This window comes from Arthrobacter sp. PAMC25284 (genome assembly GCF_019443425.1).
GTDB lineage: Bacteria > Actinomycetota > Actinomycetes > Actinomycetales > Micrococcaceae > Arthrobacter > Arthrobacter oryzae_A.
The window spans coordinates 3,593,582-3,619,741 of the sequence record NZ_CP080382.1 but is presented as its reverse complement, the minus strand read 5'-3'; the positions used below and the strand labels follow the sequence as shown (position 1 = coordinate 3,619,741).

The following is a 26,160-nucleotide window of genomic DNA, read 5'->3' as shown; positions in this document are numbered from 1 at the left end:
GATGACTGACACAAATCCACAGGACAACGCTCGGGTCCCGGGCCCCTTCGCTCTTGATATCGCGACGGACCTCGCCTCGGGCCGGCTCGTTGACCTTGCCGAAATCTATGCCCTCAATGCCGTCGACGACGCCGAACGGGACGCCATTGAGGCCCACCTCGATGCGGCGCCGCCGGCCGAACGCTTGGCCTTCGCTGAACGCGTCCGCCAGACCGGGGAAGCCCTGGCCACCGGCTTCATGGTGGAGGAAGAACCTCCTGCGGGGCTCCTGGAACGGATCATGGCCTCGCTGCCGGCGCCCTCAGAGACCGGACGTGACGGCGCTGCCCCCGGAATGCTCTCCGCGGTGCCTGCGCTGCCGCCCAGTGACGCTGAGCCCGACCGGAGTCTGCAGGAGCCTGCGGCCGGGGACGAACTCGGTGCTGCCCGCCAGCGCCGTGAGGAACGGCGCCGTCCCCAGGGCGTGCGGAGCTGGCTGGTCGGCATTGCTGCCGCTGCCATTATCGCCGTGGGCGGAGTGGGAGTCGGCGCCTTCGTGGCTAACCAAAACGATCCGTTCAACCAGGTGATGGCGGCAGCTGACATCCGCAAGGCCACGGTCCAGGTCATCGGCGGCGGCACCGCCACCGTGTCCATCTCTGCTTCCAGGGACGCTGCCGTCGTCGAGATGAACGACGTCCCGGCGCCTCCCGCCGGCAAGGTCTATCAAATGTGGCTGATCCCCAAGGACGGTACGGCACCCGTGTCGCAGGGCCTGATGGACGCCGAAGCGCTGTCCAAACCTGCCGTTGTCCAGGGCATCGGTTCGGCCGCGGCTCTGGGGATTACCGTGGAACCTGCGGGCGGCTCGGCCTCACCGACGCTGCCGACCGTCGCCGCGGCACCGCTCGGGGTCTGACGCCCGGGTCGGCGCCGAAGGGCGCCGACCCAAAAATTAACTTCAGAAGCCGCGCAGGCCGCCGGTTCCCTTCCCTGCCGGGTGGGGTTCCGCGGCCTGCGCGGCTTCGCGGGCGTTAAAATCCGGCGATCGTTGCGGGCCCGTTGACCGCCACCACGTGGAAAGCCTCGGCGCTGCGGCCGGCGGGAAGCCCTGCCCGGCGTCCAGTCTTCAGCATGAGACCCCGCACGGTGCGCTCCATGGCGTCCACGTCGGGATGCTGGCTGACATGGATGTGGATCGCTTCGAGCTTGCTGTCGATATGGTCGGTGACGTCGACGAAGTGGTTCTCGCGCTCGTCCGGTCCGGCGAAGAGCCATAGCCACGGCAGTTTGTAGGCGGCCAGGCCGGCATCGGCGAGTTCCGGGTACGCGAACGGGTTCTCCAGCGCCGGATATACGGCCCGGGTCACGGCCTCCCCCACGGCGAGGTGGTCCGGGTGGCTCTTCTGGATCCGGTTCCAGTTGCGTTCGGGGTGCATGGAGACCACGATGTCGGGCCGCAGCCCGCGGATCAGCCGCACCACCTCGCGGATCACCTCATGCGAGGCCTCAAGGTAGCCGTCACGCTGGTGCAGATAGTGGATGTCCGTGACACCAACGAGGGCGGCGGCACGTTTCTGCTCGGCGATCCGCAGCAGCGCGATTTCATCGCGCTGCCCCGGATCGAAGCCGCCGGCGTCGCCGTCGGTCATGATGCAGTAGCTGACCTGCACGCCGGCGGCGGTCCAGGCCGCGATGGTGCCCGCAGCTCCAAAATCAATGTCGTCGGGGTGCGCCGTGAAGCAGAGGACCCGTTCAATCCGGGACGTTTCCGGATCAAACGGGCTCTGCGGCCGGCCGGCGCCAATGCTCATGGGATCAGCCCCGGCGTTTCTTGATTTCTTCGGCCGCCTGCGGCAGGACCTGGAAGAGGTCCCCGACAATGCCGAAATCGGCGATCTCGAAGACCGGAGATTCAGCGTCCTTGTTAACCGCCACGATCACCTTTGCAGTCTGCATCCCGGCTTTCTGCTGGATGGCGCCGGAGATGCCGGCGGAGATGTAAAGCTGCGGCGATACGGTCTTCCCGGTTTGTCCGATCTGCGCATCGTGGCCGATCCAGCCAGCATCGGTGGCGGCCCGGGAGGCTCCGACGGCTGCGCCCAGCAGATCGGCAAGTTCCTCGACCGGGCCGAAGTTTCCGTCCACGCCACGTCCGCCTGCCACGACAATCCGCGCGTCGGCCAGGTCCGGCCGGCCGCTGGCAGCTTTTTCGCTGCGGGCGGTGACCCTGGCTGACGCCGCCGTGGCGTCGGCAGGAAGGTCGACCATGATCGTCGCCGGCGCCGTGGCGGTCACGGCAGGCTCCGGGGTGATGCTGTTGGATTTGACCGTCAGTACGGCCACCGGCGTCGTCGCCCGTGCCGTGGTGACGTAGGAACCGGCGAGCACGGATTTGTGTGCGGTCCCATCCGGGTCCACCGCCACGACGTCGGTGATGACGCCGGCGCCAAGCCGGATGCCCAGCCGGGCGGCAATCTCCTTGCCCTCGGATGAGTTTTCCGTCAGGATCACGGATGCTTCCGATGCCGCGGCGGCCGCGGCAAGAAATGCCGCTTTAGGGCCGACAAGGTAGTCGTCCAGGCTGCCGGCGGAGGGCCGGTACAGACCCTGGGCGCCGTAGCTGGCCAGGGATGCTTGGGCGTCGCCGTGCAGCTCACCGTTAACCGCCACGGTAGCCTCGCCGAGCGAACGCGCTATGGTGAGCAGCTCCAGGCTGGACTTCTTCAGTACGGCGCCGGGGTTGTCGAGAAATACCAGTACTTTTGCCATGCGTAGTCCCCTTAGAGCAGCTTCTGGGCGGCCAGGAAGTCAACCAGCTGGATGCCGGCGTCGCCCTCGTCGGTGATGATGGTGCCGGCGGTGCGCGGCGGGCGGGCTTCAGCCGTGTCGACGACGGTCCAGGACCCGGAGAGGCCGACCTGGGCAGGGTCCACGCCGATGTCGGCAAGGGTCAGCGTCGTGATCGTCTTCTTTTTGGCCGCCATGATGCCTTTGAAGTTCGGGTACCGGGGATCGTTGATCTGGTCGGTGACGGATACGACGGCGGGCAGCGGCGCCTCAATGGTGTCGGTGTGGGAATCTCCGTCGCGGCGGGCCGTGAGGGTGCCTCCGTTGAGCTCCAGCGACGCAGCGAAGGTGACCTGCGGAAAGCCCAAGCGTTCTGCCAGCTGGGCCGGGACGAGGGAGGTTTCACCGTCGGTGGACGCCATGCCGGTCAGGATCAGGTCCGCCGGGGCCTCCGCGTTGAGGTACCGGATGGCGGCGGCCAGCGCGAGCGAGGTCGCGGCTGCGTCCGAGCCGGCCAGCGCGTCGTCGGTCAGGTGGACCCCTTCCGTGGCGCCGATCTGCAGCGACTTTTTCACCGCGTTGACAGCCCCGGCAGGTCCCATGCTCAGGGCGATAACCTTGTTGCCGGCAGCCTCGCCGCCGCGCGCTTCGATCAGCTGCAGCGCAGCCTCCAGCGCATACTCGTCCAGCTCGGACAGGATACTTTCGGAACGCTCCGTGGTGTTCCCGACACCGGTGATGTGGCGATCAAACTGCGCATCCGGGACGTGCTTGACCAGCACGATGATCTTCAATGTCTCTTCCACTGTGATGACAGCAGCCTTCCATGCGGGGAACGGCCAGCCTGGCGGGTCATGGCCACGGACGCCCGGGGTGCCGGGCTGGTCCTAGCTAACCACAAACCGGCTCCCCGGCGCCGCCTCGGTTAACGCCCGTGTCAGACCGGGGACGATGCCGGCCCCGCGGGCAGCGCCCTGCCGGCGGAACGCCGTCCGAACGCCCGGACGGAACGGCGCGCGGACGGCGCCCGCGGGTGCCGTCCGCGCGCCGGAGGGGCTGCTGAGGCCTACTGCTCGGCTGCCGCGCCGAGGGTCACGTCGAGTTCCTTGAGTTGGCCACCGCGCAGGACTGTTACCCTGACCGTCGCTCCCGCCGGCTGCTCCCGGACCGCGGCGGTCAGCTGGTTGGGATCATTGATCACGAGGTTCTGGAACTTGGTCACGACATCGCCCACCTTGACACCGGCTTTGTCCGCGGCGGAGCCCGATTCAACCGTCGCGACTTCCGCTCCTACCGAGAACCCGGAGCCGGAGCTGCTGGCTGATTTGGCCTTGACGCTCACGCCAAACTGCCCGTGCGTTGCCTTGCCGTTGCTGATGATTTCCTGCGCAATACGCTTGGCGTTGTTGATCGGAATACTGAACCCCACGCCGATATTGCCGGTGCTGCTGGAATCTCCGCCGGCAGATGCGATCGCGACGTTAACGCCGATGACTTCGCCCTTGATGTTCACCAATGCCCCGCCGGAATTACCCGGGTTGATCGCCGCGTCGGTCTGGATGACGTTAATGGAGATGGAACCCTGGTTTGCGGTGTTCTGGCTCTGCCCGCCCCCTGGAGGGGCGAATTGGAAGCCCTGGTCGCCACCCTGGGAGTTATCGGCCGGGTTCTTGGGGGCTGCCGAGGATGCGACGCTGATGGTCCGGTTCAACGTCGAAACGATGCCATCCGTCACCGTGCCGGTGAGTCCGAGCGGGGAGCCAATGGCGACGGCGGTGTCCCCCACGTTCATTTTGCCGGAGTCGCCCAGTGTCGCGGGGATCAGCCCGGAGGCATTTTCCATCTTCACAACGGCGAGGTCTGAAAGCGGATCCGTGCCAACAATCTTGGCGCTGTAGACCTTCCCGTCACTCGTGCGGACCTCGATGGCAGCGTTCGCGACCGTGCCGTCAAGGGTCACGACGTGTGTGTTGGTGAGGACGTGGCCCTCGGCGTCGAGGATGATCCCGGACCCGGTGCCGCCGTCGCTGCCGCTGGACGCCTTGATCGTCACCACACTCGGAGTTGCCTTGACGGCGGCTGCGGTGATGGCGTTGACATCGTCCATGTTGTTTACGATCACCGGGCCAGCCTGGCTGCTGGTGGCGCCGACGGTGGCCGTCGGTCCGTTGCCCAGCAGCGCGTTGCCGCCGGCAACGACGGCGCCACCGATCAGACCGGCAGCGAGGATGCTGGCCACCAGAGTCGGGACACCAAAGGCGGCCTTGCGCTTGGGGGCATAGGCCGGGTCGTTGGCGTACCCGGCGTAGGGTGACCCGGACGGCTGCTGATTGCCCACCGCGGAACCGAACGTGGACTGCCCGGACGGGGTCTCTCCGCCGCCGTACCAGCGCGCATCTGTGGATTGCGCGTGAGTGTGGGCCTGCGGCCCGGACTGCCCGGCCGCGTCGGCCGGAGTGCCGGACTGCCGGGTGTCGGGCGCGGGGTCTTGGCGTGCTTCCAGCTTCGGTGTTTCCGGCCGCTGTACTTCCGGCGTCGTGTACTGGCGATCTTCGGAAGCGGTGTGCTGGCCGTAGGACGGCTTGTGCTGCGGATAGACCGGGCGCGGTGTTCCGGCCTCGGGGCGGTCGAGCGGAAGCGTCGGGTTCTCGCGGTCCGGCGCCGAGTCCCCGGCCGGCCCGGAGGAGCCGTCGTGCGGCTTCCGCGGCTCCCGGTCGTGCGGCGATGCACCCTCCACTGGGTTCTCAGTCATAGGACTTCCTTTCCTCGTCTGTCATTAACTATGGACGCTCCGGCTGATACTAGAGCGGACATTTGCTGGGAGGTTCCTGAGCGGCTGGTAAGAAGGCGGGGCTGAGGTGCCTGATTGCATCAGCGTGTTTCGCTGGTGGCATATTCCCGTCGGTGGACGCTCATTCGTGGGCACCATAGAATCAAAGGGAACTGCCACAGCAACCTGCGGCTTCACACGTGCGTTGGGCGCTGTTGCGTATGTGATTGCCGGTTCGGCCGAACCGGCTGAAGAAGTGCTGAAGGGTTGCGCATGCGGTCTATGTTCAAACGTCTCCTCGCGGTTCTGGGCGTCGCGGGACTGCTGGTACTGCCTGCGGCTCCTGCGCTTGCTGAGGATCCCGTCACCCTGGATCCGGTCACAAAGGTTGTGGACTCGGCGGGAGTTCTCGGCGGCAGAACTTCTGAGGTTGAAGCGGCAATCACGAACCTCGGCGCGGAACACGCGATGACTCTGCACGTCGTGTTCGTGAAAAAATTCGAGAACCCGACGGAACGTGTGGCCTGGGCGACTGCCGTGGCCAACAAAGCCAGTCTCGGCGCGAACGCGATGCTGCTGAGCGTCGCCACGGAGACCCGCCAGTATCAACTGAGCAAACCATCCAACAGCAAGATCACCGAGGCCCAGCGGGACAACATCGTCAAGAATGCCGTCGATCCGCAACTGCGCAGCGGCGACTACGCCCAGGCTGCCATCGACACGGCGGCAGCAATCGGTGACGCCGCCGGCGGCGGCAGCGGAAACCTCCCGTCCGACGCCGGCGCCGGCAGCGCCGTGCTGGTCGGGGCGGGCGTCGCTGCAGCCGGAGCCGGGGCGTACATGTATTTCCGTAGCCGCCGGAAGAAGGCGCTCCAGGCTTCGGTCGCGGCGGCCGACGGCCAGGGCGCCGGACTGGATCCGCTGGCCGGGCTGAGCGTCGAAGAACTGCGCCGCAAGGGCGGCTCGTTGCTGATCGAGGCGGATGATGCCATCAAGTCCAGCGAGCAGGAACTCGGCTTTGCCCAGGCACAATACGGTGACTCCGCCGTCGGCAACTTCACCAAAGCCCTGCAGGAAGCCAAGGCCCACATGTCCGAGTCCTTCAAGCTGCAGCAACAGCTTGACGACCACATCCCGGACACGGAGGAGCAGCAGCGGACCTGGCTCGGCGAAATCATCCGCCGGTCCGAGGCCGCCCTGGGCTCCCTCCAGGAGCAAAAGGCGGACTTCGACTCGCTCCGGGAGCTGGAGAAGAATGCCCCCCAGGCGCTTGCCGCCGTCAGCGCGGGGGCGGACGAAGCCCAGGCGAAGATTTACCGTGCGGAACAGTCCCTGAACGACTTGCGCGCCAAGTATGCCGCGAGCGCCCTCGCGCAGGTGTCGGACAACATCGGCCAGGCCAAAGAGCGGCTGGCATTTGTGCAAAACGCCTCCGCGACAGCCCAGGAAAAGCTCAGCGCCGGCGAAGGCAGCCTCGCCGCGGTAGCCGTCCGGGCCGCGGAGGAGAGCTTGCACCAGACGACCGTGCTCCTCGGCGCCATCATGAAGGTCGCCGGAACGCTGGATGGCGCACGCAGCGGACTCGAGACCGCCGTTGTCGACACCGCCCAGGATCTGGCCCAGGCTCGGGCCATGTTCCAGTCCGGTGCGCATCCCCAACTGGCCGGTCCCGTCGCTGCTGTGGAAGCTGCCCTGGCGCAGGTCAAGACTGAGATCCAGTCCGGCAAGATCGACCCGGTGGCTACGCTGGAGCGGGTCGAGACGGCGCACCAGTCGCTCGATTCGGCCCTCGCCGGGATCCGGGACCATGAGGAGCAAAGCCGCCGGGCGCAGGCCTCGCTGCAGCAGAGCATCATGTCGGCCCAGGCACAGATCAGCGCGACGTCCGACTACATCACGGCACGCCGGGGCGGCGTGCGCACTGAGGCGCGCACCCGGCTCGCCGAAGCCCAGCGGAATCTGGATTACGCGCTTTCCATTTCCCGCACCGATCCCGTTACCGCATTGCAGTATGCCCAGCAGGCCCACGCGCTGGCAGCACAGGCCGCCCAGCAGGCCCAGGCCGACGTTGACCAGTTCGGCGGCTACGCCAACCAGGGCTACGGCCAGGGCGGAATGTTCGGCGGCAGGGGCGGCGGCATGGGCGGCGCCATCCTCGGCGGGATCCTGATCAACTCCATCCTTCACGGCGGACACGGCGGCGGCGGCTGGGGCGGCGGCGGAGACTCCGGCGGCTGGGGCGGCGGCGACTCAGGCGGCGGCTGGGGCGGGGACTTTGGCGGCGGCGGCGACTTCTAGCAGCCGGCCAAACAGATTTGCTGCCCGCTGACGTGCACTGCGGGCGGACACAGAGGGTTCATCATCGGTTCACTGATTTCAGTGCGAATATCTGAGCAGGACGAAAGGCAACAACATGGTTAAGCAGTCCATCTTTGGCCGCATGGCGCAGCTGGCGAAAGCCAACATCAACTCCCTGCTGGATCAGGCCGAGAATCCACAGAAGATGCTGGACCAAATGGTCCGTGACTACACAAACAACATTGCCGAGGCCGAGTCCGCCGTGGCCCAGACCATCGGCAATCTGCGCATGCTGCAGGATGACTACAACGAGGATTTGAAGAACGCCCAGGATTGGGGCACGAAGGCCCTCGCAGCGTCGCGCAAGGCCGACGAGTACCGGGCCAAGGGTGACATCGTCGACGCTGAGAAGTTTGACAACCTCGCCAAGGTGGCCCTGCAGCGCCAAATGGGCTCGGAGAGCGAGGCTAAGGCATCGGCGCCGAGCATCGCCTCCCAGGTCGAGGTCGTGGACAGGCTCAAGCATGGCCTGGACCAGATGAAGGGCAAACTCAACGAACTCACGAGCAAGCGCAACGAACTTGTGGCCCGTTCCAAGACTGCCGCTGCGCAGACCCAGGTTCACGACGCTCTCAAGAGCATTAACATCATGGATCCCACGAGCGAAGTCGGGCGTTTCGAAGAGAAGATCCGCCGCGAGGAAGCCAAGGTCCGCGGCCAGCAGGAGCTTGCCGAGTCCAGCCTCGATGCCCAGTTCAACTCACTCGAGGACCTCGGCGAGCAGACCGAGATTGAAGCCCGGCTCGCGGCGCTCAAGTCCGGCGGATCCGCTGCCGCCATCGGCACCGGCAACGGCAAGCCTGCCGGCTCCGTCGTCGAAGAATCCGACTTCGACCGCCTCTGACCCCCCGGACAAGGCGCCTGCCGCCGGACCCGGAGACCGCGCCGCGGTGACCCCTGTCAGCCAGTCACAGGATCCGCGGCGCGGCCTCCGCCGTTTCCGGCGTGTAGCGTTGGCCCATGTCTTCGACTCTCGTCTGGCTCCGCGACGACCTCCGCCTGGATGACAACCCGGCGATGACCAAAGCAGCGGCGCTCGGAAATCCCCTCACCGTCGTCTACGTCCTTGACGAAGAATCCGAGGGCATACGTCCCCTCGGCGGTGCCGTGAAATGGTGGCTTCATCACTCCCTGTCGCGGCTCGACGCCGCGCTGGATGCGGCCGGTTCCCGCCTGCTGCTGCGGCGCGGCTCCGCCGCCGGGATCATCCAGGAGCTTACCCGGGAGACTTCCGCCTCGTCGCTGCTGTGGAACCGCCGCTACGGGGAACCCGAACGTACCGTCGATGCCGACGTCCAGAGCTGGGCCACCGAGCACGGCCTTAATGCCGAAAGCTTCCAGGCCAACCTGATGTTTGAGCCCTGGACGATCCGCACCGGCGCCGGAGGCCCCTACAAGGTCTTTACGCCGTTCTGGCGGGCCCTGCCTGGCCGGGACGGAACCACGCCGTCCACTCGAGGCCCCCGGAAAGCTGCCGGCCACCGCGCTGTCGGCCGCCGGGGCACCGCCGGCCGGCGATTCGCTGGAGAGCTGGGGGCTCCTCCCCCGCCGGCCGGACTGGAGCGCTGGACTGGCCCGGACCTGGACTCCGGGTGAAGCCGGCGCCCACAGCCTGCTCGAGGACTTTCTGGAGGGCCCTTCAGCGGACTACGCCACCGGCAGGGACCTGCCCGGGGTGGAAGGCACCAGCAGGCTCTCACCGTACCTGCGGTTCGGCGAGATCAGCCCGTTCCGCATCTGGCACACGATCCGGGACCACTTTCCACACGGCGAGCCAGCCGACCTCGGAGTCTTCCGGTCCCAGCTCGGCTGGCGGGAATTCTGCTGGCAGTTGCTCTACGAGAACCCTTCGCTCGCCATCCAGAACTACCGCCCGGAGTTTGACCGCTTCCCGTGGGAAACGCCCTCGGCCGCCGAACTGCATGCCTGGCAGCAGGGTGAGACCGGCTACCCGCTGGTCGACGCCGGCATGCGTCAGCTCTGGCAGACGGGCTGGATGCACAACCGGGTGCGGATGGCCGCGGCATCCTTCCTCGTGAAAAACCTGATGACCGACTGGCGGCTCGGCGAAGCCTGGTTCTGGGACACCCTCGTGGACGCAGATGCCGCCAGCAACCCGGCCAACTGGCAGTGGGTTGCCGGGTCCGGCGCCGATGCATCGCCGTATTTCCGCATCTTCAACCCGGTCACCCAGAGCAGGAAATTCGACGCCGGCGGCAAGTACCTCCGGCACTACCTGCCCGAGCTCTCCGCTCTGGAGGCCAAAGCGATCCATGAGCCTTGGAAGGCCGGCGCCTCGGGCGGGCCCGGGACGGACTACCCGGAACCGATCGTCGGGCTGCCTGAGTCGCGGGCCCGGGCGCTGGAGGCCTACCAGCGGCTCAAGGACAGCTGACACCTGCGCGTTGGTGCTCCGGGCCGCGGCATTGCCTAAGACACGCCCTGAGGCCGGACCGGGGCGTACTGCCAAGCAACAAGTAAGGCCCGGATCAACCGATCCGGGCCTTACTGTTATTCTTCAGTTGCGGGGGCAGGATTTGAACCTGCGACCTCTGGGTTATGAGCCCAGCGAGCTACCGAACTGCTCCACCCCGCGTCGCAAGATCAAGCCTACCCTAGTTTTCCGGTGGCCCCGACCAACTGTCCCCGGGACGCCGGCCGGCCTGATGGTGGTGGAACCGCCACCCTCCCCGGGCGCGGACGCGCTGCGTCCGAACAACTCACTTTCGGGGTGAGCGGCAGGGCTTAAACGAAAAAGCCCGGAACACTGTTTCCAGCATTCCGGGCCATTTCTTCAGTTGCGGGGACAGGATTTGAACCTGTGACCTCTGGGTTATGAGCCCAGCGAGCTACCGAACTGCTCCACCCCGCGTCGCAAGATCAACTCTACCTGCCCGGTAACCTGAGGCATAATTCCGGGGACGTGATGTGCATCTCGCAGCCGCCGCCGGCTATGCAGAAGGCCGGGTCAGCGCCCCAAGGGCGCTGGCCCGGCCTTCTGTTGCGTTCAGCTACGTATCGTCAGTTGCTGGCTTCCGGCGACGGAGTGGCTTCCGGCGACGGAGCCGGCGTGGCCGGTGCCGGCACGACGACCCTGGCTTCGGCGTCGAGCGCCTTCTGCAGCGCCGAGGCAAGCTTCCGCTGCTCGACGCCGTAGGCGGCGAAGTCACCCTTGGCGAGGGCTTCCTGGCCTGCCTTAATAGCGGCGTTGGCTTCGTCGAGCGCCGCCTTCAGCGCAGCCTTGGCGTCGGTAACGCCCGGGGTACCGGGGGTAGCCGGAGTGCCGTCGGGTGTCGTCGGCGTTTGCCCCTTGTTGGCCGAATCGCCCGCCGCAGCACCGGAGTCGCCGCCGAACAGCTGGTTCAGGGCTTCATCCAGAGTCGGGGCGAACCCGATCTTGTCACCGAAGGCAACCAGGACGCGCTGCAGCGTCGGGTAGGACGTCTCGCCGGTGGACTTCAGGTACACGGGCTGGACGTAGAGCATGCCGCCGCCCACCGGCAGTGTCAGCAGGTTGCCGTTGAGGACCGCCGAGGCGCCCTGGCGCAGCAGGTTGAGGGCCTGGGAGACCGTCGGGTCGGAGTTGAACTTGTTCTGCGCCTGGCCGGGGCCGGGCACCTGGGTCTCCGGCGGGATATTCAGGAGCCGGAGCTGGCCATAGCTCTCCGCCTTCACACCCTTCTGGTTGCCGGCATCGGAATCCGCTGCCAGGAACCCGTACATCACGTTGCGGGCGTTGCCGTTAACGATCTGCGGAATGAAGGACGACGTGAGCTGGAACGAAGGATCTTCCTGGCCCGGCATCTTCAGGGACATATAGAACGGCGGCTGATTGACATCAGTCTGGACTGTCGGGTCGTTCGGTACGCTCCAGGCTTCTTCATTCGTGTAGAACCGGTCCGGGTTGGTGACGTGGTAACGGCCCAGGAGTTCGCGCTGGACCTTGAAGAGATCCTCGGGGTAGCGCACGTGGCTCATCACATCACCGGACATCTCCGAATACGGCTTCAACGACGCCGGGAACACGTTTTGCCATGATTTCAGGATCGGGTCCTGGTCATCCCATGCGTACAGCGTCACGGAACCGTCATAGGCATCCACGGTGGCCTTGACCGAGTTGCGGATGTAGTTCACCGAGCTGTTCGGCAGCGCCGGGGTCCGGCCAGCGGTCGTCTGCGAGTCCGCGGTAGCACTCGAGAGCTGTTCCTGCTGGGAATACGGATAGAACTGGCTCGTGGTGTACCCGTCCACAATCCACTTCACCCGGCCGTCCACGACGGCGGGATAGGCATTGCCGTCCACCGTCAGGTAGGGCGCGACCTTCCGCACCCGGTCCCGCGGATCGCGGTCGTAAAGGATCTGGGACTGGGCATTGACTCCGTCGGAAAGGAGCAGATCCGAGGACTGGAACTTGATCGCGTACAGGATCTTGTTGAAGAAGCTGCCGACATTCGGACCGCCGTCACCGGTAAACGTGTACTGGGTCTCGCCGCCGCCGTCCTTGGACGCCGGACGGTCCTGCTCACGCGGCGGCGCACCAACGGGCCCGCCGACGATGGAGTACTCCGGTGAATTTTCGCCGAAGTAGATCCGCGGCTCGAATGTTTCCTCGCTGCCGAGCACGCCCGCCGTTGGAATACCGGCCTGAAGGAAGTCCGGTTTGCCATCCACGGTGAACTTGTTGCCCTTGGCCGCCACGATGCCATACCCGTGGGTGTAGACAATGTGCTGGTTCAGCCACGACTGCTGGTTGCTGCTCAAGCCCCGGGGATTAAGTTCGCGTACCGCGATGACCGTGTCCTGGATTTTGCCGTCGACCTCGTACCGGTCAACGTTCAGGGTTCCCGGGAATTGGTAATACGGCCGGAACTGTTCCAGCTGTGAGAACGCATCGGAGATCAGGTTGGGATCCAGCAGACGGATATTTTCCGTGGTTTGAGCGTCCGGGGGCCAGCGCGCCGGAGGTCGCAGTCGTGGTGGCGTTGTACCGCTTCTCCTCGACTTTATCCAGACCGTAGGCAGCGCGGGTGAGCATGATGTTTCGTTCGATGAACTCCCGTTCCAAGGTCTGCTCCGAGGGCCGGACCTGGAACTGCTGGATGACCCACGGGTAAACGCCGCCGGCGAGGATCGAGGTGATCACCAACATGGCGGTACCAATCATGGGCAACCGCCACTTGCCGATGACTGCAGCGACGACGAACAGCACCGCGACCAGTACCGCGGCGACGGCAAGAATGGACTTCGTGGGGATGACGGCGTTGACATCCGTGTACAACGCACCGGCCCAGCGTCCGCTGGTGTTCTGCACCGCGGCGTAACGGTCCATCCAGAAATTGATGCCAAGCAGCAGGACGAACGCGGCGCCGGTGACGGCAAGATGGATCTGGGCGGCGCGGCTCGTGAAAATGCCCCGCTCCATGATTCGGACGCTTCCGTACAGGTAGTGCGTCAGGACGCCGGCAATCCCCGCGAAGACGGCAACGCTGATGAGGAAGCCCGTGACGAATCCAACGAACGGCAACGTCATCAGGTAGAAGCTGATGTCGAGGCCGAACTCGGGGTCAGTCTTGCCGAACGGTACCTGGTTCAGGAACAGGAGCACCTTCTGCCACTGGCTGGACGCGGCGCTGCCCGCAAACAGGCCGAACAGCACCGGCAGGCCCACCATGACCACGCGGCGTACTGGTTCGAGTTGAGCCTGGTACCGGTTCAGGTTGTCGCGTATTTCCGAATCCGGGGCATACACAGGACGGGAATGGTAAGCAATCCGGATCGCGAAAAACATCGGGGTGAACATCAGCGCGAAGCCGGTAAAGAAGATCGCAATCCGCGCCAGGTTCTCCGTGAGGAACACTTCGAAGAAACCCAACTGCTGGTACCAGAGGATATCGGTCCAAACATTGGCGAAGAAAATGAAGCCGATGACTATCGCGGCGACGACTATCAACGTCGGCGTCAGGGCGCCTCTTCGTGTCGGGGGTCTTCCGGACGGGACGGTGCTGGCGGGACGGGACAAACTCGGTACCTCATAGCTGTGTTGTCAAATACTGGTTTAGTGATCGGTCAACGCGTTGGTTCGGTGCGGGTATTCAGATGTTGCTGCATTCTATCGCCGTCACTGCAATTGGCTGGTAATAGTGGCACGAGTGGCGGTATTGCTTAGTTCCGCCGCCAGTCTAGCCGCTGGTGCAGGCGGGAAGACCGGAAGTGTCGGAACCCGACGCGGCCAGCTCAACGGCCTTCCGGGCACCGGCCAAATTCTCAACCTTGACGACCTGGAGGCCGTCCGGGATGTGGCCGACGACGTCGCCGCAGTTGGCCGCCGGAGCCAGGAAGAGGGAGGCCCCGGCGGAGCGTGCGCCGTGCATCTTCTGGCTGATCCCGCCGATCGGCCCGACGCTGCCATCGGGGCTGATGGTGCCGGTCCCGGCGACATGCGTTCCGCCGGTCAGCTCCCCCGGCGTGATCGTGTCGATAATCCCCAGCGCGAACATCATCCCGGCGCTCGGGCCGCCGACCTCATCAAGGGAGATCCTGACATCGAAGGGGAACGTGAAGTTGTACTGCAGGATCACCCCGAGAATGAATCGGCCGGAGGGACTCACCGATGGCGTGATGGTCGCCGAAATCCGGCTGCCCGACCGGTCCACCACGACCGTGACCGGTGCTCCGTTCCCCGCGGCCAGTTCCGCCTGGACGACGGCGAGCGCCGTGATCGGCTTGTCGTTGATGGAGAGGAGCACGTCGCCGGCCTGAAGCTGGCCGTCCGCGGCGGAGCCGTCCGCGAGGCTGGCGATCTCCATCCGCTGCTCGAAGGGAATGTTGAGTTCTTTCAGGGCTGCCGCGACCGCGTTCTCCTGTGAGGTGACCATCGCCGTCGAACTCTCCTGTTGCGACTGCTCTTTCGTCACGCCCCTCGGGAAGATCAGTTCCTCGGGGTAGACCGCTTTGCTGCCGTTGAGCCATGCCGAGAATGCGGCAAAGACGCTGACCGGGCCATTGGGTCCGCCGTCCACGTAGACCGTGGTGAGGTCCAGGCTTCCCTTGGCGGGGAACGATTCGGTCCCGGTCACGGTGATGACCGGTTCGCCCTGGTCCTCGCCGAGCGTGTTAAAGGTCGGTCCGGGGGACTCGATTACGTATGGAACCGGGAGGCTCACCGCGGTGACACCCAGTGCCATGGCGAGAAGGCCCGACACCAGCATCGCTGCGCTCCGGTTGTCCGGTTTCCGGCCCGTCCAGGCTCCTGTCCGGCCGCCCCGCCGGCCCCGGACCGGCCCGCCTGCCGGGTCGCTGGCGGGCTGCCCACCCTCGGTAATCGTCAATTCAGGACCTCTCCGTGGCGGCGCGGCGGGCCCTCCGGGCCCGGATTCACGCACTGGGGCGGTGCCCTCGACCGAGGACGCCGCCTGCATATATTCCAGCTTCCACCCTACGTGCTCAGCTGCCGGAAGCACTCTTTGCCTACAGCGAACTAAACGGGGTTTCGGCAGACAGCCAGACTTGCTGCAAGGTACCGTGAAGTTGAGAAGAAGCCATACCGACGATCGGCGGGACCATGACCTCCAACCCACTCACTCCGTCCAACGGCGACGATGAGCCCCGGGATCCGCTGGCAGAAATGCTGAAAAACCTCATGGGCGGGCAGGGGATGGGAAGTATCGATCCCGCCGAGCTCGCCAAGGCTGCTGGTCTCCCCAATGATCCCAACCTCCTGGCCCAGATGTTTTCGCAGGTCCAGGCCATGATGAGTGCTTCCTCGGAGGGGCCCCGTCAATTGGCAGCTGGCGCACGAAAATGCCCGCCGGGTGGCCGCGGAGGGCTCCGATCCCTCCGTCACGAGCCAGCAGTCCCGCGAAGTCGATGAAGCGCTAAGGCTTGCTGAGCTATGGCTTGACCCGGTCACAGTCCTCCCCGCCACCGGATTGATCGGCCGCGCCTGGTCCCGTGCCGAGTGGGTTGAAGAAACTCTGGGTACGTGGAAGCGGCTGACGGAACCAGTCGCCAACAGCATCGCGAATGCGTTGTCCGAGGCGATGACCGAGCAGATGCCGGAGGAAATGAAGTCCATGATGGGCGGTGCCTCCTCGATGATCCAGAACATGGGCGGCGCCATTTTCGGGATGCAGTTGGGGCAGGCAATTGGCGCCCTGTCCGCCGATGTGGTCGGCTCAACGGATATCGGCCTGCCGTTGGCTGATCTGGAAATGGCGCTGCTGCCGGCCAACGTCGCGAAATTCGGCGACGGCCTCAGCCTCCCGGACAACGACATCCGGCTTTTTCTGGCTGTCCGCGAAGCAGCCCATGCCCGGCTGTTCGTCCAGGTCCCGTGGCTGCGGGGACATCTTCTTGGCGCTATTGAGGCCTACGCCCGGGGAATCCACATCGACACGTCCCGGATCGAGGAACTCGCGAGGGACCTGGATCCCAGTAATCCTGAAGGCATCCAGGAGGCGTTGTCCCAAGGCGTCTTTATGCCGCAGCGCACACCCGCCCAGGATCAGGCGCTCGAAAAGCTCGAAACCGCCCTCGCCCTCGTGGAGGGCTGGGTGGACGAACTCACCGCTGCCGCCACGGAAAAGTTGCTGCCTTCGGCGGCAGCCCTGCGGGAGACCGTCCGGCGCCGGCGTGCCACCGGAGGCCCGGCCGAGCAGGCGTTCGCGTCCCTCGTCGGACTGGAGCTGCGGCCGCGCCGGCTACGGGAGGCAGCCGTATTGTGGGCGACCTTGAAGAATGAACGCGGTATCGAGGGCAGGGACGCCATTTGGCAGCACCCGGATCTGATGCCAACCGCGGAGGACCTCGACGATCCGGCCGGGTTCAGCGCGCGCCGGCAACTGGCCGAGGCCAGCGATACCGAAGTCGACGACGCCCTGCAAAAGCTCCTCAGCGGCGGCTTCGACGAACCTGCCCCGCAGGGGGAATCCAGCGCAGAAGCCGAGGAGGGCCGGGGACCCGGCGATGACGCGGACACAGAGGCCAATGGCGGACCGGAAGGCGACGGCCCGAAAGCCTAGGTAGCGGGCTCGGCGCAGTCCGGAGCCATGCCTCGCGAGGTAGCGAAGGAAACCCCTTCAAGAAAGGCCTTGGCTCGTTCAGTCTCCGGGTAGGCCTGCAGAAGCCGCCAGAAGGCGGCGTCGTGCCCGGCGACCAGGAGATGCGACAGTTCGTGGAGCAGTACGTAGTCGATCACCCACTGTGGCATCGGCTGCAGCTTGTCGGACAGCCGGATGGTCCCCTCCGACGGTGTCGCCGAGCCCCAGCGCGAGTTCTGGTTGCTGACCCAGCGGACCGACGACGGTACGGCCCGGCCGCCAAGGTACTTGGCCGAAAGTTCGGCTGCGTGGCTCGCGAGGGCCTCGTCGTTGCGTGGCCGGCGGCCTTCTCCCCGGCTTCCACGGGCGCCCTGAAGCCGGAGTTTCTCCAGCATCCGGTGCACCCATTCGTGCTCCTGGGCCCGGGTGAACGACGCAGGGATGGCCACTACCGCGGTTCCGTTTTCCCAGAACGCGGCCACCGTCCTGCGGCGTCTTGCCGAGCGGCGTACTTCCACAGGGGCGCCGTCAGGCGTTGTCAGCGGTATGGCTGCCGGCGCTGCGCCGGTGCCCGCGCGGCCAGCCATCAAAGACCCGTGTTTTCGCTGAGAACCGCCAAAACCTCTTCACCATATTTTTCAAGCTTTGACGGCCCTACTCCGGCGAGACCGGCCAGTTCCTCCATTGACGCCGGCCGGGCCTCGGCAATTGCCGTCAGCGTCGCATCGGTGAAAACAACAAAGGCAGGGACCTCGGCGGCGAGGGCGATCTCCTTGCGCCACTGCCGCAACGCGTTGAATGTTTGTTCTTCGTAGCTGGGCGGGCACTGGTTGCAGCGCCCGACCTTGCGTTCGGCCCCGGACGAGAGCATGGTCCCGCAGACCCGGCAGGATGCCGGCACGGCTGCCTTCCGGCGCGGTGCCGGGCCCTTGCCCCGCAATGACGAGCTGGCGACAGAATCCGGCCGAAGCCCATCGAGGAAGCGTGATGGTTTACGGTTGGCGCGGCCACCCGGAGTCCTCGCGGTGGACCACGAACAGAAAAGATGTTCCCGGGGCCCGGGTAATCCCCACGTACAGCAGGCGGCGTTCCTCATCCACGGCCTCGGGCGTATCCGCGAAGGAAATCGGCATGAGCCCTTCGCTGAGCCCCACAAGGAACACTGCGTCCCATTCCAGGCCCTTCGCGGCGTGCAGCGACGCCAGTGTCACACCCTGGACCGTGGGTGCATGCTGGGCCAGCGACCTCTCCTGGAGTTCGTTGACGAAGTCCGAGAGGCTGAATTCCGGGCCCCGGCTGGCCGCAAGCTCGTCCGCGAGCGCCACGAGGGCGGCCAGCGATTCCCAGCGTTCCCGGAGGGCGCCGCCGCTGTGCGGCGCGGAGTCGCTGTAGCCCAGGGAGGTCACGATGTCCCGGACCAGTTGCCCCAGTGGTTCCGGCGCTGCGGTTTCCGCGACAGCCCGCGTGGCGGAGCGGAGCTGGAGGATCGCGTCGCGGACCTCCTTGCGGGCAAAGAACCGCTCGCCGCCGCGCAACTGGTAGCCGATGCCGGCGGAAGCCAGCGCCTGTTCGTAGGCTTCGGACTGCCCGTTGGTGCGGAACAGCACCGCGATCTGGCTGGCCATCGTGCCGGCGTCGAGCAGTTCGCGGACCCGGGCCACCACGGTGGCGGCTTCGGCCTCGTCATCGGAGCATTCGGTGAACTGCGGCGCGGGGCCGGCCGGCCGCTGAGCGACCAGTTGCAGGGGCGTGGCCCAGGCGGCGTCGGCTGCGGGGCCGCCGCTGCGGCGGCCGGACAGCAGCTCATTGGCCAGCCGGACCACCTGCGGGGTGGAGCGGTAGTCGCGGATCAGTTTGATCACCCGGGCCTCGGGATAGATGCCCTTGAAGCCGAGCAGGTGTTTGGGCGAGGCGCCGGTGAACGAGTAAATGGTCTGGCTGGCGTCGCCAACGACACACAAATCGTCGCGGCCGCCCAGCCACAGCTCCAGGAGTCGCTGCTGCAGCGGCGAGACGTCCTGGTACTCATCCACAACGAAGTGCCGGTATTGCTCGCGCACGGTCGCGGCCACCTTCGGGTCTTCCTGCAGGATGCCCACGGTGATCAGCAGCACGTCCTCGAAATCGATCAGGTTCCGGTCCGTCTTGACGTCTTCATAGGACTGAAAGACCCGTGCGACGGCGGTCAGGTCGAAACCGCCAGGGCTGCCACGCTCCTGGGCGTTTTCAAGGTAGTTGGCGGGCGTCAGCATGGAGACTTTCGCCCACTCGATCTCCGAGGCAAGGTCCCGGATCGACGCACGGTCGGTACTGAGCCGGAGACGGCGCGCAGCTTCGGCAATCAGCTGCGCCTTGTGGTCCAGCAGGTTGGGCAGGGCACCGCCGATTGCCTGCGGCCAGAAGAACTGCAGCTGGCGCAGCGCCGCAGCGTGGAAAGTCCGGGCCTGAACGTTGCCGACGCCCAAGTCCCGTAACCGGCTGCGCATTTCCGCCGCTGCCCGGGCGGTGAAGGTGACGGCGAGGAGCCGCTGCGGGCTGTACACCCCCGACTGCACGCCGTATGCGATGCGGTGCGTGATGGCACGGGTCTTGCCGGTGCCTGCCCCGGCCAGCACACACACCGGACCGTGCAGGGTACTCGCCACTTCACGTTGTTCGGCGTCAAGGCCACCGAGGATCCGTTCCTCCAGGGAACGGTTGTCGACCGCCGCTCCGCCGGTGGAAGCGGCGGCAGAATCGGCGGATCCGCCAGCCCGTGAGCCGTCGGCCTCGCCAAGGGAGAGTCCGTTGAAGTCAAAATTCTCTGTGCTCACGTTTGCCGCTTAGTCGCTAGAAGGTGTCCGGTGGAAGGCGGTGTCACACGGTATCCGGGTGGTCCTGGATGACGCCGCCGTACCAGTGCTCGATGAGCGCCCGTGCGATGGACAGTCTGCTGGAAATGACTATTTCGCCGCTGAGGACAGCGTCCTGCAGTTCGCTGCGGCTGAACCAGCGCGCCCGGGTGACTTCGACGCCGTCGGGCCGGGCCACAGTGTCCGGTGTTGTGGCGGTGAATCCGAGCATCAGCGACGCCGGGAACGGCCAGGGCTGCGACCCCAGATACTGGGACGCACTGACCCGCACACCGACCTCTTCGCCAATCTCGCGCACGACGGCCTGTTCGAGCGACTCACCTGGTTCGACGAATCCTGCCAGCGTCGAATAGTTCCGTGCGTCGGCCGGACCGCCGCCGCCCAGCAGGAGCCGGCCGTCGGGTCCCACCACCGTGACAATAATTGCCGGGTCCGTGCGCGGATAGTGTTCAGATGCATCGGCCGGACAGCGGCGGACCCAGCCTCCGGATTCGACTTCGGTCGGAGTGCCGCAGCGCGGGCAATGGGTGTGGGTGGCGTGCCAGTTGGCAATGGCGCTGGCCTCAACGAACAACGCGGTGTCGGTGGGGTTCAGCATGGCCGCGACGTCGCGGAATCCGGCCCACCGTGCCGCGGCCGGGATGCCGGCAACGTGATCTTCGAATTCCTCGGTCCTGACCTCAAACTGTTCCGGAATAACAAAGAGGACAAGCTCGGTTCCCGGGGCGAGATCTGAGCCGGGAACGGCCGAGCCAAGGTAGATCACGTGCTCGGGAGCGTACTGGGTGTCGTGGAGCCGGCTCTCGAGCTCGGCCGCGTCCAGGAGCACGAGGCCATCGCCCTCAATGAGGGCCTGCCGGCCGGAAAGCAGCATCGCCCGTGCGACGCCGGACCGGACCAGATCCGCGACCATCCCGGGATTCATCCGGGCTGCGCTGCCGCGGTCGATCCGGGCCGGACGCACCGGCAGGACCGTGTCCATCAGGTGGTTTGCCGGGCTCGTGTGCTCCATGGGATTTCCCCGCGCCGTCCCTGCTGCCACGATCACTGGTACTGCGTTCCCAGGTGCCGCATTCCTTGGTGCCACATTATTTGGTGCCGGTGACTCCGCAAGACTCATGTACCCACCGTACTGACTCCCGCCGACAATTCACATTTTCCGGCATCGACGCAGGTCCACGAATCCGCCGTCGGGAGCGGGGCCCGAATATTCGGGCCCACGACATCGCCGGGCCAACAGGCGAGGAGCTATTTGGACCCGATCTGGAGACTCGCCGTGGTACATCACTGACTTGGGCGCTGCTCAATCTACCGTGGAAGAGTGCGAAGAAAACCTATCGAATTGGCAGCTGTAGCAACCGCGGCGGTTCCCGGCCTGACCCCCACCGCTGTCAGCTCTGCGCCCGACGATCCGGCGGACTTCGACTCGGCTCTACTGCTGGACTGCGACGGTAAGCGCTGGCGTGTCCGCGCGCCCCGCCATGCTGAAGCCAGCGCCCGCCTGGAAACCGAATTCCTGGTGCTTCGTGCGTTCGTCCCCGGCATCCGTGCGGAGCTCCCGTTCCTGATGCCAACCGTGGCCGGCTCCGTCCGCCAGGGGCCGCTCACCACGTTCGTCTATTCCCATCTGGCTGGAACCACCCAGTCCGTCGAGGAGCTGAGCAGCGGGCCGGACGGGCTGGCCCGCGAAATCGGCGCGGCCCTAGCGGCCATCCACGACCTCCCCCGGTCCCTTGTGCGTAACGCGGATCTGCCCAGCTACACCCCCAACGAGTTCAGGCAGCGCCGGCTCAACGAGCTGGACCAGGCCGCAACCACCGGCAGAATCCCGCCGCTGCTCCTGCGGCGCTGGGAGCATGCGCTGGAAGATGTTTCGCTGTGGCGTTTCAATCCCTGCGTGGTCCACGGTGACCTGCATGAGGATAATCTCCTGGTCGACGGACCCCGGGTAACCGCAGTGACCGGCTGGACCGATCTGCGCATCGGTGACCCGGCCGACGATATGGCATGGCTCGTAGCCTCGAATGAGCAGGACTTCGTGGATGCGGTGCTGGAGCACTACACCTCGAGCCGCAGGGACTCCCCGGACGTCCACCTGATCCGCCGCGCGGCGCTGTCCGCCGAATTCGCGCTGGCACAGTATCTGGTCAAGGGCCTGGCCGCGGACAATCAGGACATGATCCATGACGCCGAGTCCATGCTGTCGGCGCTGGCCGATGACGTGGCGGAACACGGCGGGCAGCCCATCAGTGTGGAACCGCTGCCCCGGCCTGTCCCGGCCCGCGGCCCCGGGGACGCGGACGACGCGATCCCGGCTGACGTGACCGTCGTTGGAAAAGTAACGTTGCTCACCGCGGAACCGGTGTCAGGACCGGTGCCGGTTGCCGCTCCGGCCGGCGCCGCAGTGCCGGCCGTGCTCGTGACCCCCATCCCCGCCGAGGAGTTGGACGACAACACCGGTGCCGGGCATGAGGCAGACTCCGATGACGGCGCCGAGGACGAAGCCACGCGCGACGGTGCCGGCCCGGCCGGTGGCAGCGTGGAGGACGAAGCCACGCGCGCCGGTGCCGGCCCGGCCGGTGGCAGCGTGGAGGACGAAGCCACGCACGAAGACCACGCGGCCACGGACGAGGCCGGGGCAGCCCCGCCCGGCGACGACGACTCGACCCAATCAACAGATTCGACCCAATCAACAGATTCGACCCAATCAACAGAGGCGTCGCCGACGCCCGGGGCCGGCGACGCCTCCACTGCCGCCATCACGGTGATCGAGGCGAAGTCCATCTAGGGCTTTCTGCGGGCGCGGTGGACCGGCCCAGTGCTGCCGCCACGATACGCTCCAGACTCTCTGCAGATCCGAGGTCGTGCGGGCGGACCACCTGGTTATCCGCCACATAGTAGAACGCGGCCCGGACCTCGTCGAGCGGCACCCCTTTCAGCCGGGACCAGGCCAGCCGGTAAACGGCGAGTTGAACAGCTTTAGTCTTCAATTGCGCGGCGGAAGGCCTGCGTCCCGTTTTCCAGTCCACCAGGTCCCAGCCGCCGTCGGCATCGCGGAAAACGGCGTCGATCCGGCCCCGGACCACAACATCGCCGACCCTCGTCTCCACCGGAACCTCCACGTGGGCAGGCGCCCGGTGGGCCCACTCGGACTGGCGGAAGGTGTCCACCATGGCGTCGAGCCCGTAGGCCTCATCGATATGGTCATCGGAGCCGGCAGCTTCGCCGAGGTCCAGCATGCCGGCCGCGCCGAAGTACTCCTCCACCCATGCATGGAACGCGGTGCCCTTGCGTGCTGACATTCCGGGTTCGCGGGGCACGGGCCGCCTCAGCCGGGCCACGACGGATCCGGCGTCAGCGTCGAGATCCACCAGGGTCGACGCTGAAATATGCCCCGGCAAGTGGACGTCCTGCATGGTCGTCCGCCGGGACCGGCGTTCCAGCAGTGTCTCAGCTTCCCGGGCCCAGCCTGACGCGGGTCCCCGCAACGGCCGCGGACGATTCTCAAAGCCCGGCGAATCCACCCCCGCATCCCCCGGGGCTGCACCCTGAACGTCCGGCTTCCCGGGCTGCTCCAGACGGCGCAGCACTCGTTCGGCGGCTGCTTCCATGGCGGCCCCGGCGGCCCGGGAGCAACCGCAGCCGCTTTCCTGTCCGGGGGTCAGAGGGCCCTTCCAGGGGGTCATAGGGCCACAGTGCCACTTCGAGGTCAGCGGTCAAAGGGCTTTGCTCCGGCAGCGAGTCCTCCGCCACAGACTGCGGGTGGATCTCCGCAACGCCTTGTGCCACGAGTTCCTCCAGCCCGGATAGGAACGGCGAAATTTCGGCCCGGCCCGCCCGGGACCCGACCCAGGCGGCGCTGGACGTCCAGAGCACATGTTTAGCCCTCGTGTACGCCACATAGGCCAGGCGGCGTTCCTCGGCTTCCCCGTGGGTCTGGACGGCTGATTTGAAGTCCTTCTCGGCGTCGAGCCAGCCTTTCTGGTCCGGCTGGTCAAGGTCCCACTGCGGCAGGTCGGCCCGGTCCCCGCGCAGCGGCCAGGGCAGAGCGGCGCTGCCGCTGCTCCAGCGCGAGTCCCGGCTGCTGGGGAACGCACCCGCGTTCAGTCCTGGCACGAACACAACATCCCATTCGAGTCCCTTCGACGCATGCACCGTCAGGAGCTGAACCGCTTCATGGTTCACTTCCGGGGCAGCAGCATCGAGGCCGTTCTCCTCTGCGGCCGCGGCTTCCAGCCAGGCGAGAAACGCCAGAACATCTATCCGCTGTGAGGTATGCAGGAATCCGGCAGCGGCATCCTGGAACGCGTCCAGGTTTCGGCGCGCCTGATGGATGCTGGTCCCCGGCCGCGCCGCCACTTCGATATCCAGCAGCATGGCACGTTCGACCTCGCCGAGCAGGGTGGTGAGGTCATCGCCCATGTACGTGCGCAGCTGCCGGAGCTCGTCCGAGAGCCGGTGGAGCCGGTCCAGGGCAGCCCCGCTCAGCCCGCGCCCGTTCGCCGAAGTCCAACCCGCCCGCGGCAGGAAGTCCAGTGCCTCGACAAGGCTGGCGGCATCCGAGAGGTCGCCTTCGATTACGGGCGGATCGGCGGTTCCCTCGTCCAGTTCCCCGGCCGTGCCACCGCGGCCGGGGTGTCCGCGACGGCGGGCGAGGAAGCTGGACCAGTCCCGCAGAGCCATCAGATCCGCCGGACCGATCCGCCAGCGGGCACCCGCCAGAAGCCGCATGAGGGCGTCCGAACGGCCCGGATCCGCGAGGACCCGGAGGGTGGCGACGAGGTCGACGATCTCCGGGGTATCCAGCAGCCCGCCGAGACCCACGATCTCATAGGGGATGCCCCGCGCCTCAAACTCCCGCCGGATACATTCCATTTGCGCCCTGCGCCGGCACAGCACCGCCATGGCCGGGGGCACCGGGCCAGCCCCCTGGGCTTCAAAGTCTGTCACCCTGAACTTCAGCACGTCCCCGGCGATCGCAGCCGCCTCTGCCTCGTCCGTGGTGAATCGGCCCATCAGGACCCTGCCCGTGACCGCTGCCGGGCTGGGCTGCAGGGGCGGCACGTCGACGCCGCCGGCGGTGTCCCGGGCACCGGCCGCACCGGTGGCGGCGGCGGCCTTGCTCAGCGGCGACGAAATGATGTTTGCAGCGGCCAGGATGTTCCGGCCGTTGCGCCACGCGGTGGTCAAGTACGACGTCGGCGCTACAGCGAAGCGCGGTGCCTGCGCCGCCGCGTCAGCGGTGTCCTCAGCCGCGCCGCGCCGCGCGTCGCCGCCGGCGGCGAGGACCGGGAATTCCCGGACAAAATGGAAGAGCTGGCCGGCCGAAGCACCACGGAACCCATAGATGGACTGGTTCGGGTCCCCCACTGCCGTCACCGCATGGCCGTCGCCGAAAAGCCTGGAGAACAACACCAGCTGGGCGTGTGAGGTGTCCTGGAACTCGTCCAGCAGCACCACTTTGTAGCGTTGGCGCTCCGTTTGCGCGGCGACCGGAATCTCTCTGGCCACCCGCGCCGCCAGGGCCACGAGGTCTCCGAAGTCCAGTGCGCCCCGGGCCCGTTTCGCCTCCGTATAGCGGCCCACCATGTCCGCGACGCTGGCCCGGGTGCGCAGCATGCCGCTCATCTCGGCGGCGGTCTGGGCCGGGTTTTTCTTGGCGCTGGCCAGGTACGGCAGCGCTTCGAATTCCGCAATCCGCTCCAGCAGCCAGTCGCGGACTTCGGCCGGATCACGCAAATGCTCCGAGCACTCCCCGGCGAGCTGGATCACGGCTTTGACGAGGGTGGACTTGGCCGCCCGGAAATGCTCGTAATCGCCGTCGAACCCTTCCACCACCTCGCTGGCGAGCTGGAAAGACTGGGCGCCGCCCAGCAGGACCACGTCCCGTTCCACGCCGAGCCGGAGCCCGTAGTCCGAGACGATGCCGCTCGCGTACGAGTGGTAGGTGGAGACCTTGGGCTCGAGTGCGTCCGCGCCGAGCAGGCCGGCCGGAAAGACCTCGTTCTTCGTGTCGGCCGTTGCGATCCGCTGCAGGGCCGCCAGTTTCGCACGGATCCGTGAGGCCAGTTCCCCTGCCGCCTTCCGGGTGAACGTCACGCCGAGGACTTCCTCGGGCCGGACCCACCCGTTGGCCACGAGCCATACCACCCGGTCCGCCATCGTGGCCGTCTTGCCCGATCCGGCACCGGCAATGACGAGTCGCGGCGACAGCGGCGAGGAAATGATGGCTGACTGCTCGGGCGTGGGCCTGTTCTTCTCCCCCAGCATGGCCGAGAGTTCCTCCGGGCTGAACTGTGGGACGGGGTGCAACCTGCCGTCGGCCAGCGGCGGCGCGGGCAGGACTGTGTGCGGCGCGGGCGCCATCCCGGGG

Annotated in this window: 10 protein-coding genes, 2 tRNA genes and 6 pseudogenes; 6 read left to right on the top strand and 12 right to left on the bottom strand. The window is 66.5% G+C overall.

Annotated features, from left to right (window positions below; genetic code table 11):
- The first annotated feature begins 1 nt into the window (after position 1).
- Positions 2-898, top strand: a complete 897-nt coding sequence (locus KY499_RS16710) for an anti-sigma factor domain-containing protein (RefSeq protein ID WP_123255789.1) — start codon at positions 2-4, stop codon at positions 896-898.
- A 115-nt stretch (positions 899-1,013) separates the two neighbouring features.
- Here KY499_RS16710 and KY499_RS16705 read toward each other — a convergent pair whose 3' ends face one another.
- From KY499_RS16705 to KY499_RS16690, 4 genes are all read right to left on the bottom strand, one after another.
- Positions 1,014-1,793, bottom strand: a complete 780-nt coding sequence (locus KY499_RS16705; RefSeq protein WP_219885873.1) for a PIG-L deacetylase family protein — start codon at positions 1,791-1,793, stop codon at positions 1,014-1,016.
- Between the two features lie 4 nt (positions 1,794-1,797).
- Positions 1,798-2,751: an electron transfer flavoprotein subunit alpha/FixB family protein gene (locus KY499_RS16700; protein WP_123255787.1), complete on the bottom strand. Its 954-nt coding sequence runs from the start codon at positions 2,749-2,751 to the stop codon at positions 1,798-1,800.
- A gap of 11 nt (positions 2,752-2,762) precedes the next feature.
- The gene (locus KY499_RS16695; RefSeq protein ID WP_123255799.1) at positions 2,763-3,563 is read right to left on the bottom strand and encodes an electron transfer flavoprotein subunit beta/FixA family protein; all 801 of its coding nucleotides are present in this window, start codon (positions 3,561-3,563) and stop codon (positions 2,763-2,765) included.
- A 272-nt stretch (positions 3,564-3,835) separates the two neighbouring features.
- Positions 3,836-5,521: a S1C family serine protease gene (locus KY499_RS16690; RefSeq protein WP_219885872.1), complete on the bottom strand. Its 1,686-nt coding sequence runs from the start codon at positions 5,519-5,521 to the stop codon at positions 3,836-3,838.
- Between the two features lie 291 nt (positions 5,522-5,812).
- On the opposite strand from KY499_RS16690, the gene KY499_RS16685 reads away from it, so the two are divergent.
- From KY499_RS16685 to KY499_RS16675, 3 genes and pseudogenes are all read left to right on the top strand, one after another.
- On the top strand, positions 5,813-7,837 hold the full coding sequence (locus tag KY499_RS16685; protein WP_219885871.1) for a TPM domain-containing protein: 2,025 nt from the start codon (positions 5,813-5,815) through the stop codon (positions 7,835-7,837).
- Positions 7,838-7,952: 115 nt separating this feature from the next.
- Positions 7,953-8,741 carry a PspA/IM30 family protein gene (locus KY499_RS16680; protein ID WP_219885870.1) on the top strand — a complete coding sequence of 263 codons (789 nt, stop codon included), beginning with the start codon at positions 7,953-7,955 and terminating at the stop codon, positions 8,739-8,741.
- 116 nt (positions 8,742-8,857) lie between these two features.
- Positions 8,858-10,292, top strand: a pseudogene (locus KY499_RS16675) (cryptochrome/photolyase family protein).
- Between the two features lie 127 nt (positions 10,293-10,419).
- Here the strand turns inward: KY499_RS16675 and KY499_RS16670 are convergent.
- From KY499_RS16670 to KY499_RS16655, 4 genes and pseudogenes are all read right to left on the bottom strand, one after another.
- A tRNA-Met gene (locus KY499_RS16670) sits at positions 10,420-10,493 on the bottom strand.
- 202 nt (positions 10,494-10,695) lie between these two features.
- Positions 10,696-10,769: transfer RNA gene (locus KY499_RS16665), tRNA-Met, on the bottom strand.
- 149 nt (positions 10,770-10,918) lie between these two features.
- A pseudogene (locus KY499_RS16660) lies at positions 10,919-13,916 on the bottom strand (UPF0182 family protein).
- Between the two features lie 160 nt (positions 13,917-14,076).
- Complete coding sequence (locus KY499_RS16655; protein WP_258190841.1) at positions 14,077-15,225, bottom strand: PDZ domain-containing protein; 1,149 nt, start codon at positions 15,223-15,225, stop codon at positions 14,077-14,079.
- A gap of 233 nt (positions 15,226-15,458) precedes the next feature.
- Between KY499_RS16655 and KY499_RS16650 the strand changes: the two are divergent.
- Positions 15,459-16,917 (top strand): annotated as a pseudogene (locus tag KY499_RS16650) (zinc-dependent metalloprotease).
- On the opposite strand, the gene KY499_RS16645 reads toward KY499_RS16650, so the two are convergent.
- The 3 genes and pseudogenes from KY499_RS16645 to nudC all read right to left on the bottom strand — a co-directional run bounded on the left by KY499_RS16645 (position 16,914) and on the right by nudC (position 20,799).
- Positions 16,914-17,522 (bottom strand): M48 family metallopeptidase, encoded by a 609-nt coding sequence (locus tag KY499_RS16645; protein WP_219885868.1) that lies wholly within the window; start codon positions 17,520-17,522, stop codon positions 16,914-16,916. The pseudogene KY499_RS16650 and the gene KY499_RS16645 overlap by 4 nt on opposite strands.
- Positions 17,522-19,625: pseudogene (locus KY499_RS16640) on the bottom strand (ATP-dependent DNA helicase UvrD2). The gene KY499_RS16645 and the pseudogene KY499_RS16640 overlap by 1 nt, the downstream one beginning before the upstream one ends.
- Positions 19,626-19,791: 166 nt before the next feature.
- The gene (gene nudC, locus KY499_RS16635; RefSeq protein ID WP_219885867.1) at positions 19,792-20,799 is read right to left on the bottom strand and encodes an NAD(+) diphosphatase; all 1,008 of its coding nucleotides are present in this window, start codon (positions 20,797-20,799) and stop codon (positions 19,792-19,794) included.
- Between the two features lie 309 nt (positions 20,800-21,108).
- Here nudC and KY499_RS16630 point away from each other — a divergent pair.
- A pseudogene (locus tag KY499_RS16630) lies at positions 21,109-22,054 on the top strand (macrolide 2'-phosphotransferase); the annotation flags it as partial.
- A gap of 492 nt (positions 22,055-22,546) precedes the next feature.
- Here KY499_RS16630 and KY499_RS16625 read toward each other — a convergent pair.
- Positions 22,547-26,153, bottom strand: a pseudogene (locus KY499_RS16625) (ATP-dependent helicase).
- Positions 26,154-26,160 lie beyond the last annotated feature (7 nt).

What these genes read in the sequence shown, in the direction of transcription:
- KY499_RS16710 (WP_123255789.1), top strand. Translation starts at nt 2, where the DNA reads ATGACTGACACAAATCCACAGGACAACGCTCGGGTCCCGGGCCCCTTC.
- KY499_RS16705 (WP_219885873.1), bottom strand. Translation starts at nt 1,793, where the DNA reads ATGAGCATTGGCGCCGGCCGGCCGCAGAGCCCGTTTGATCCGGAAACG.
- KY499_RS16700 (WP_123255787.1), bottom strand. Translation starts at nt 2,751, where the DNA reads ATGGCAAAAGTACTGGTATTTCTCGACAACCCCGGCGCCGTACTGAAG.
- KY499_RS16690 (WP_219885872.1), bottom strand. Translation starts at nt 5,521, where the DNA reads ATGACTGAGAACCCAGTGGAGGGTGCATCGCCGCACGACCGGGAGCCG.
- KY499_RS16685 (WP_219885871.1), top strand. Translation starts at nt 5,813, where the DNA reads ATGCGGTCTATGTTCAAACGTCTCCTCGCGGTTCTGGGCGTCGCGGGA.
- KY499_RS16680 (WP_219885870.1), top strand. Translation starts at nt 7,953, where the DNA reads ATGGTTAAGCAGTCCATCTTTGGCCGCATGGCGCAGCTGGCGAAAGCC.
- KY499_RS16645 (WP_219885868.1), bottom strand. Translation starts at nt 17,522, where the DNA reads ATGGCTGGCCGCGCGGGCACCGGCGCAGCGCCGGCAGCCATACCGCTG.
- nudC (WP_219885867.1), bottom strand. Translation starts at nt 20,799, where the DNA reads ATGGAGCACACGAGCCCGGCAAACCACCTGATGGACACGGTCCTGCCG.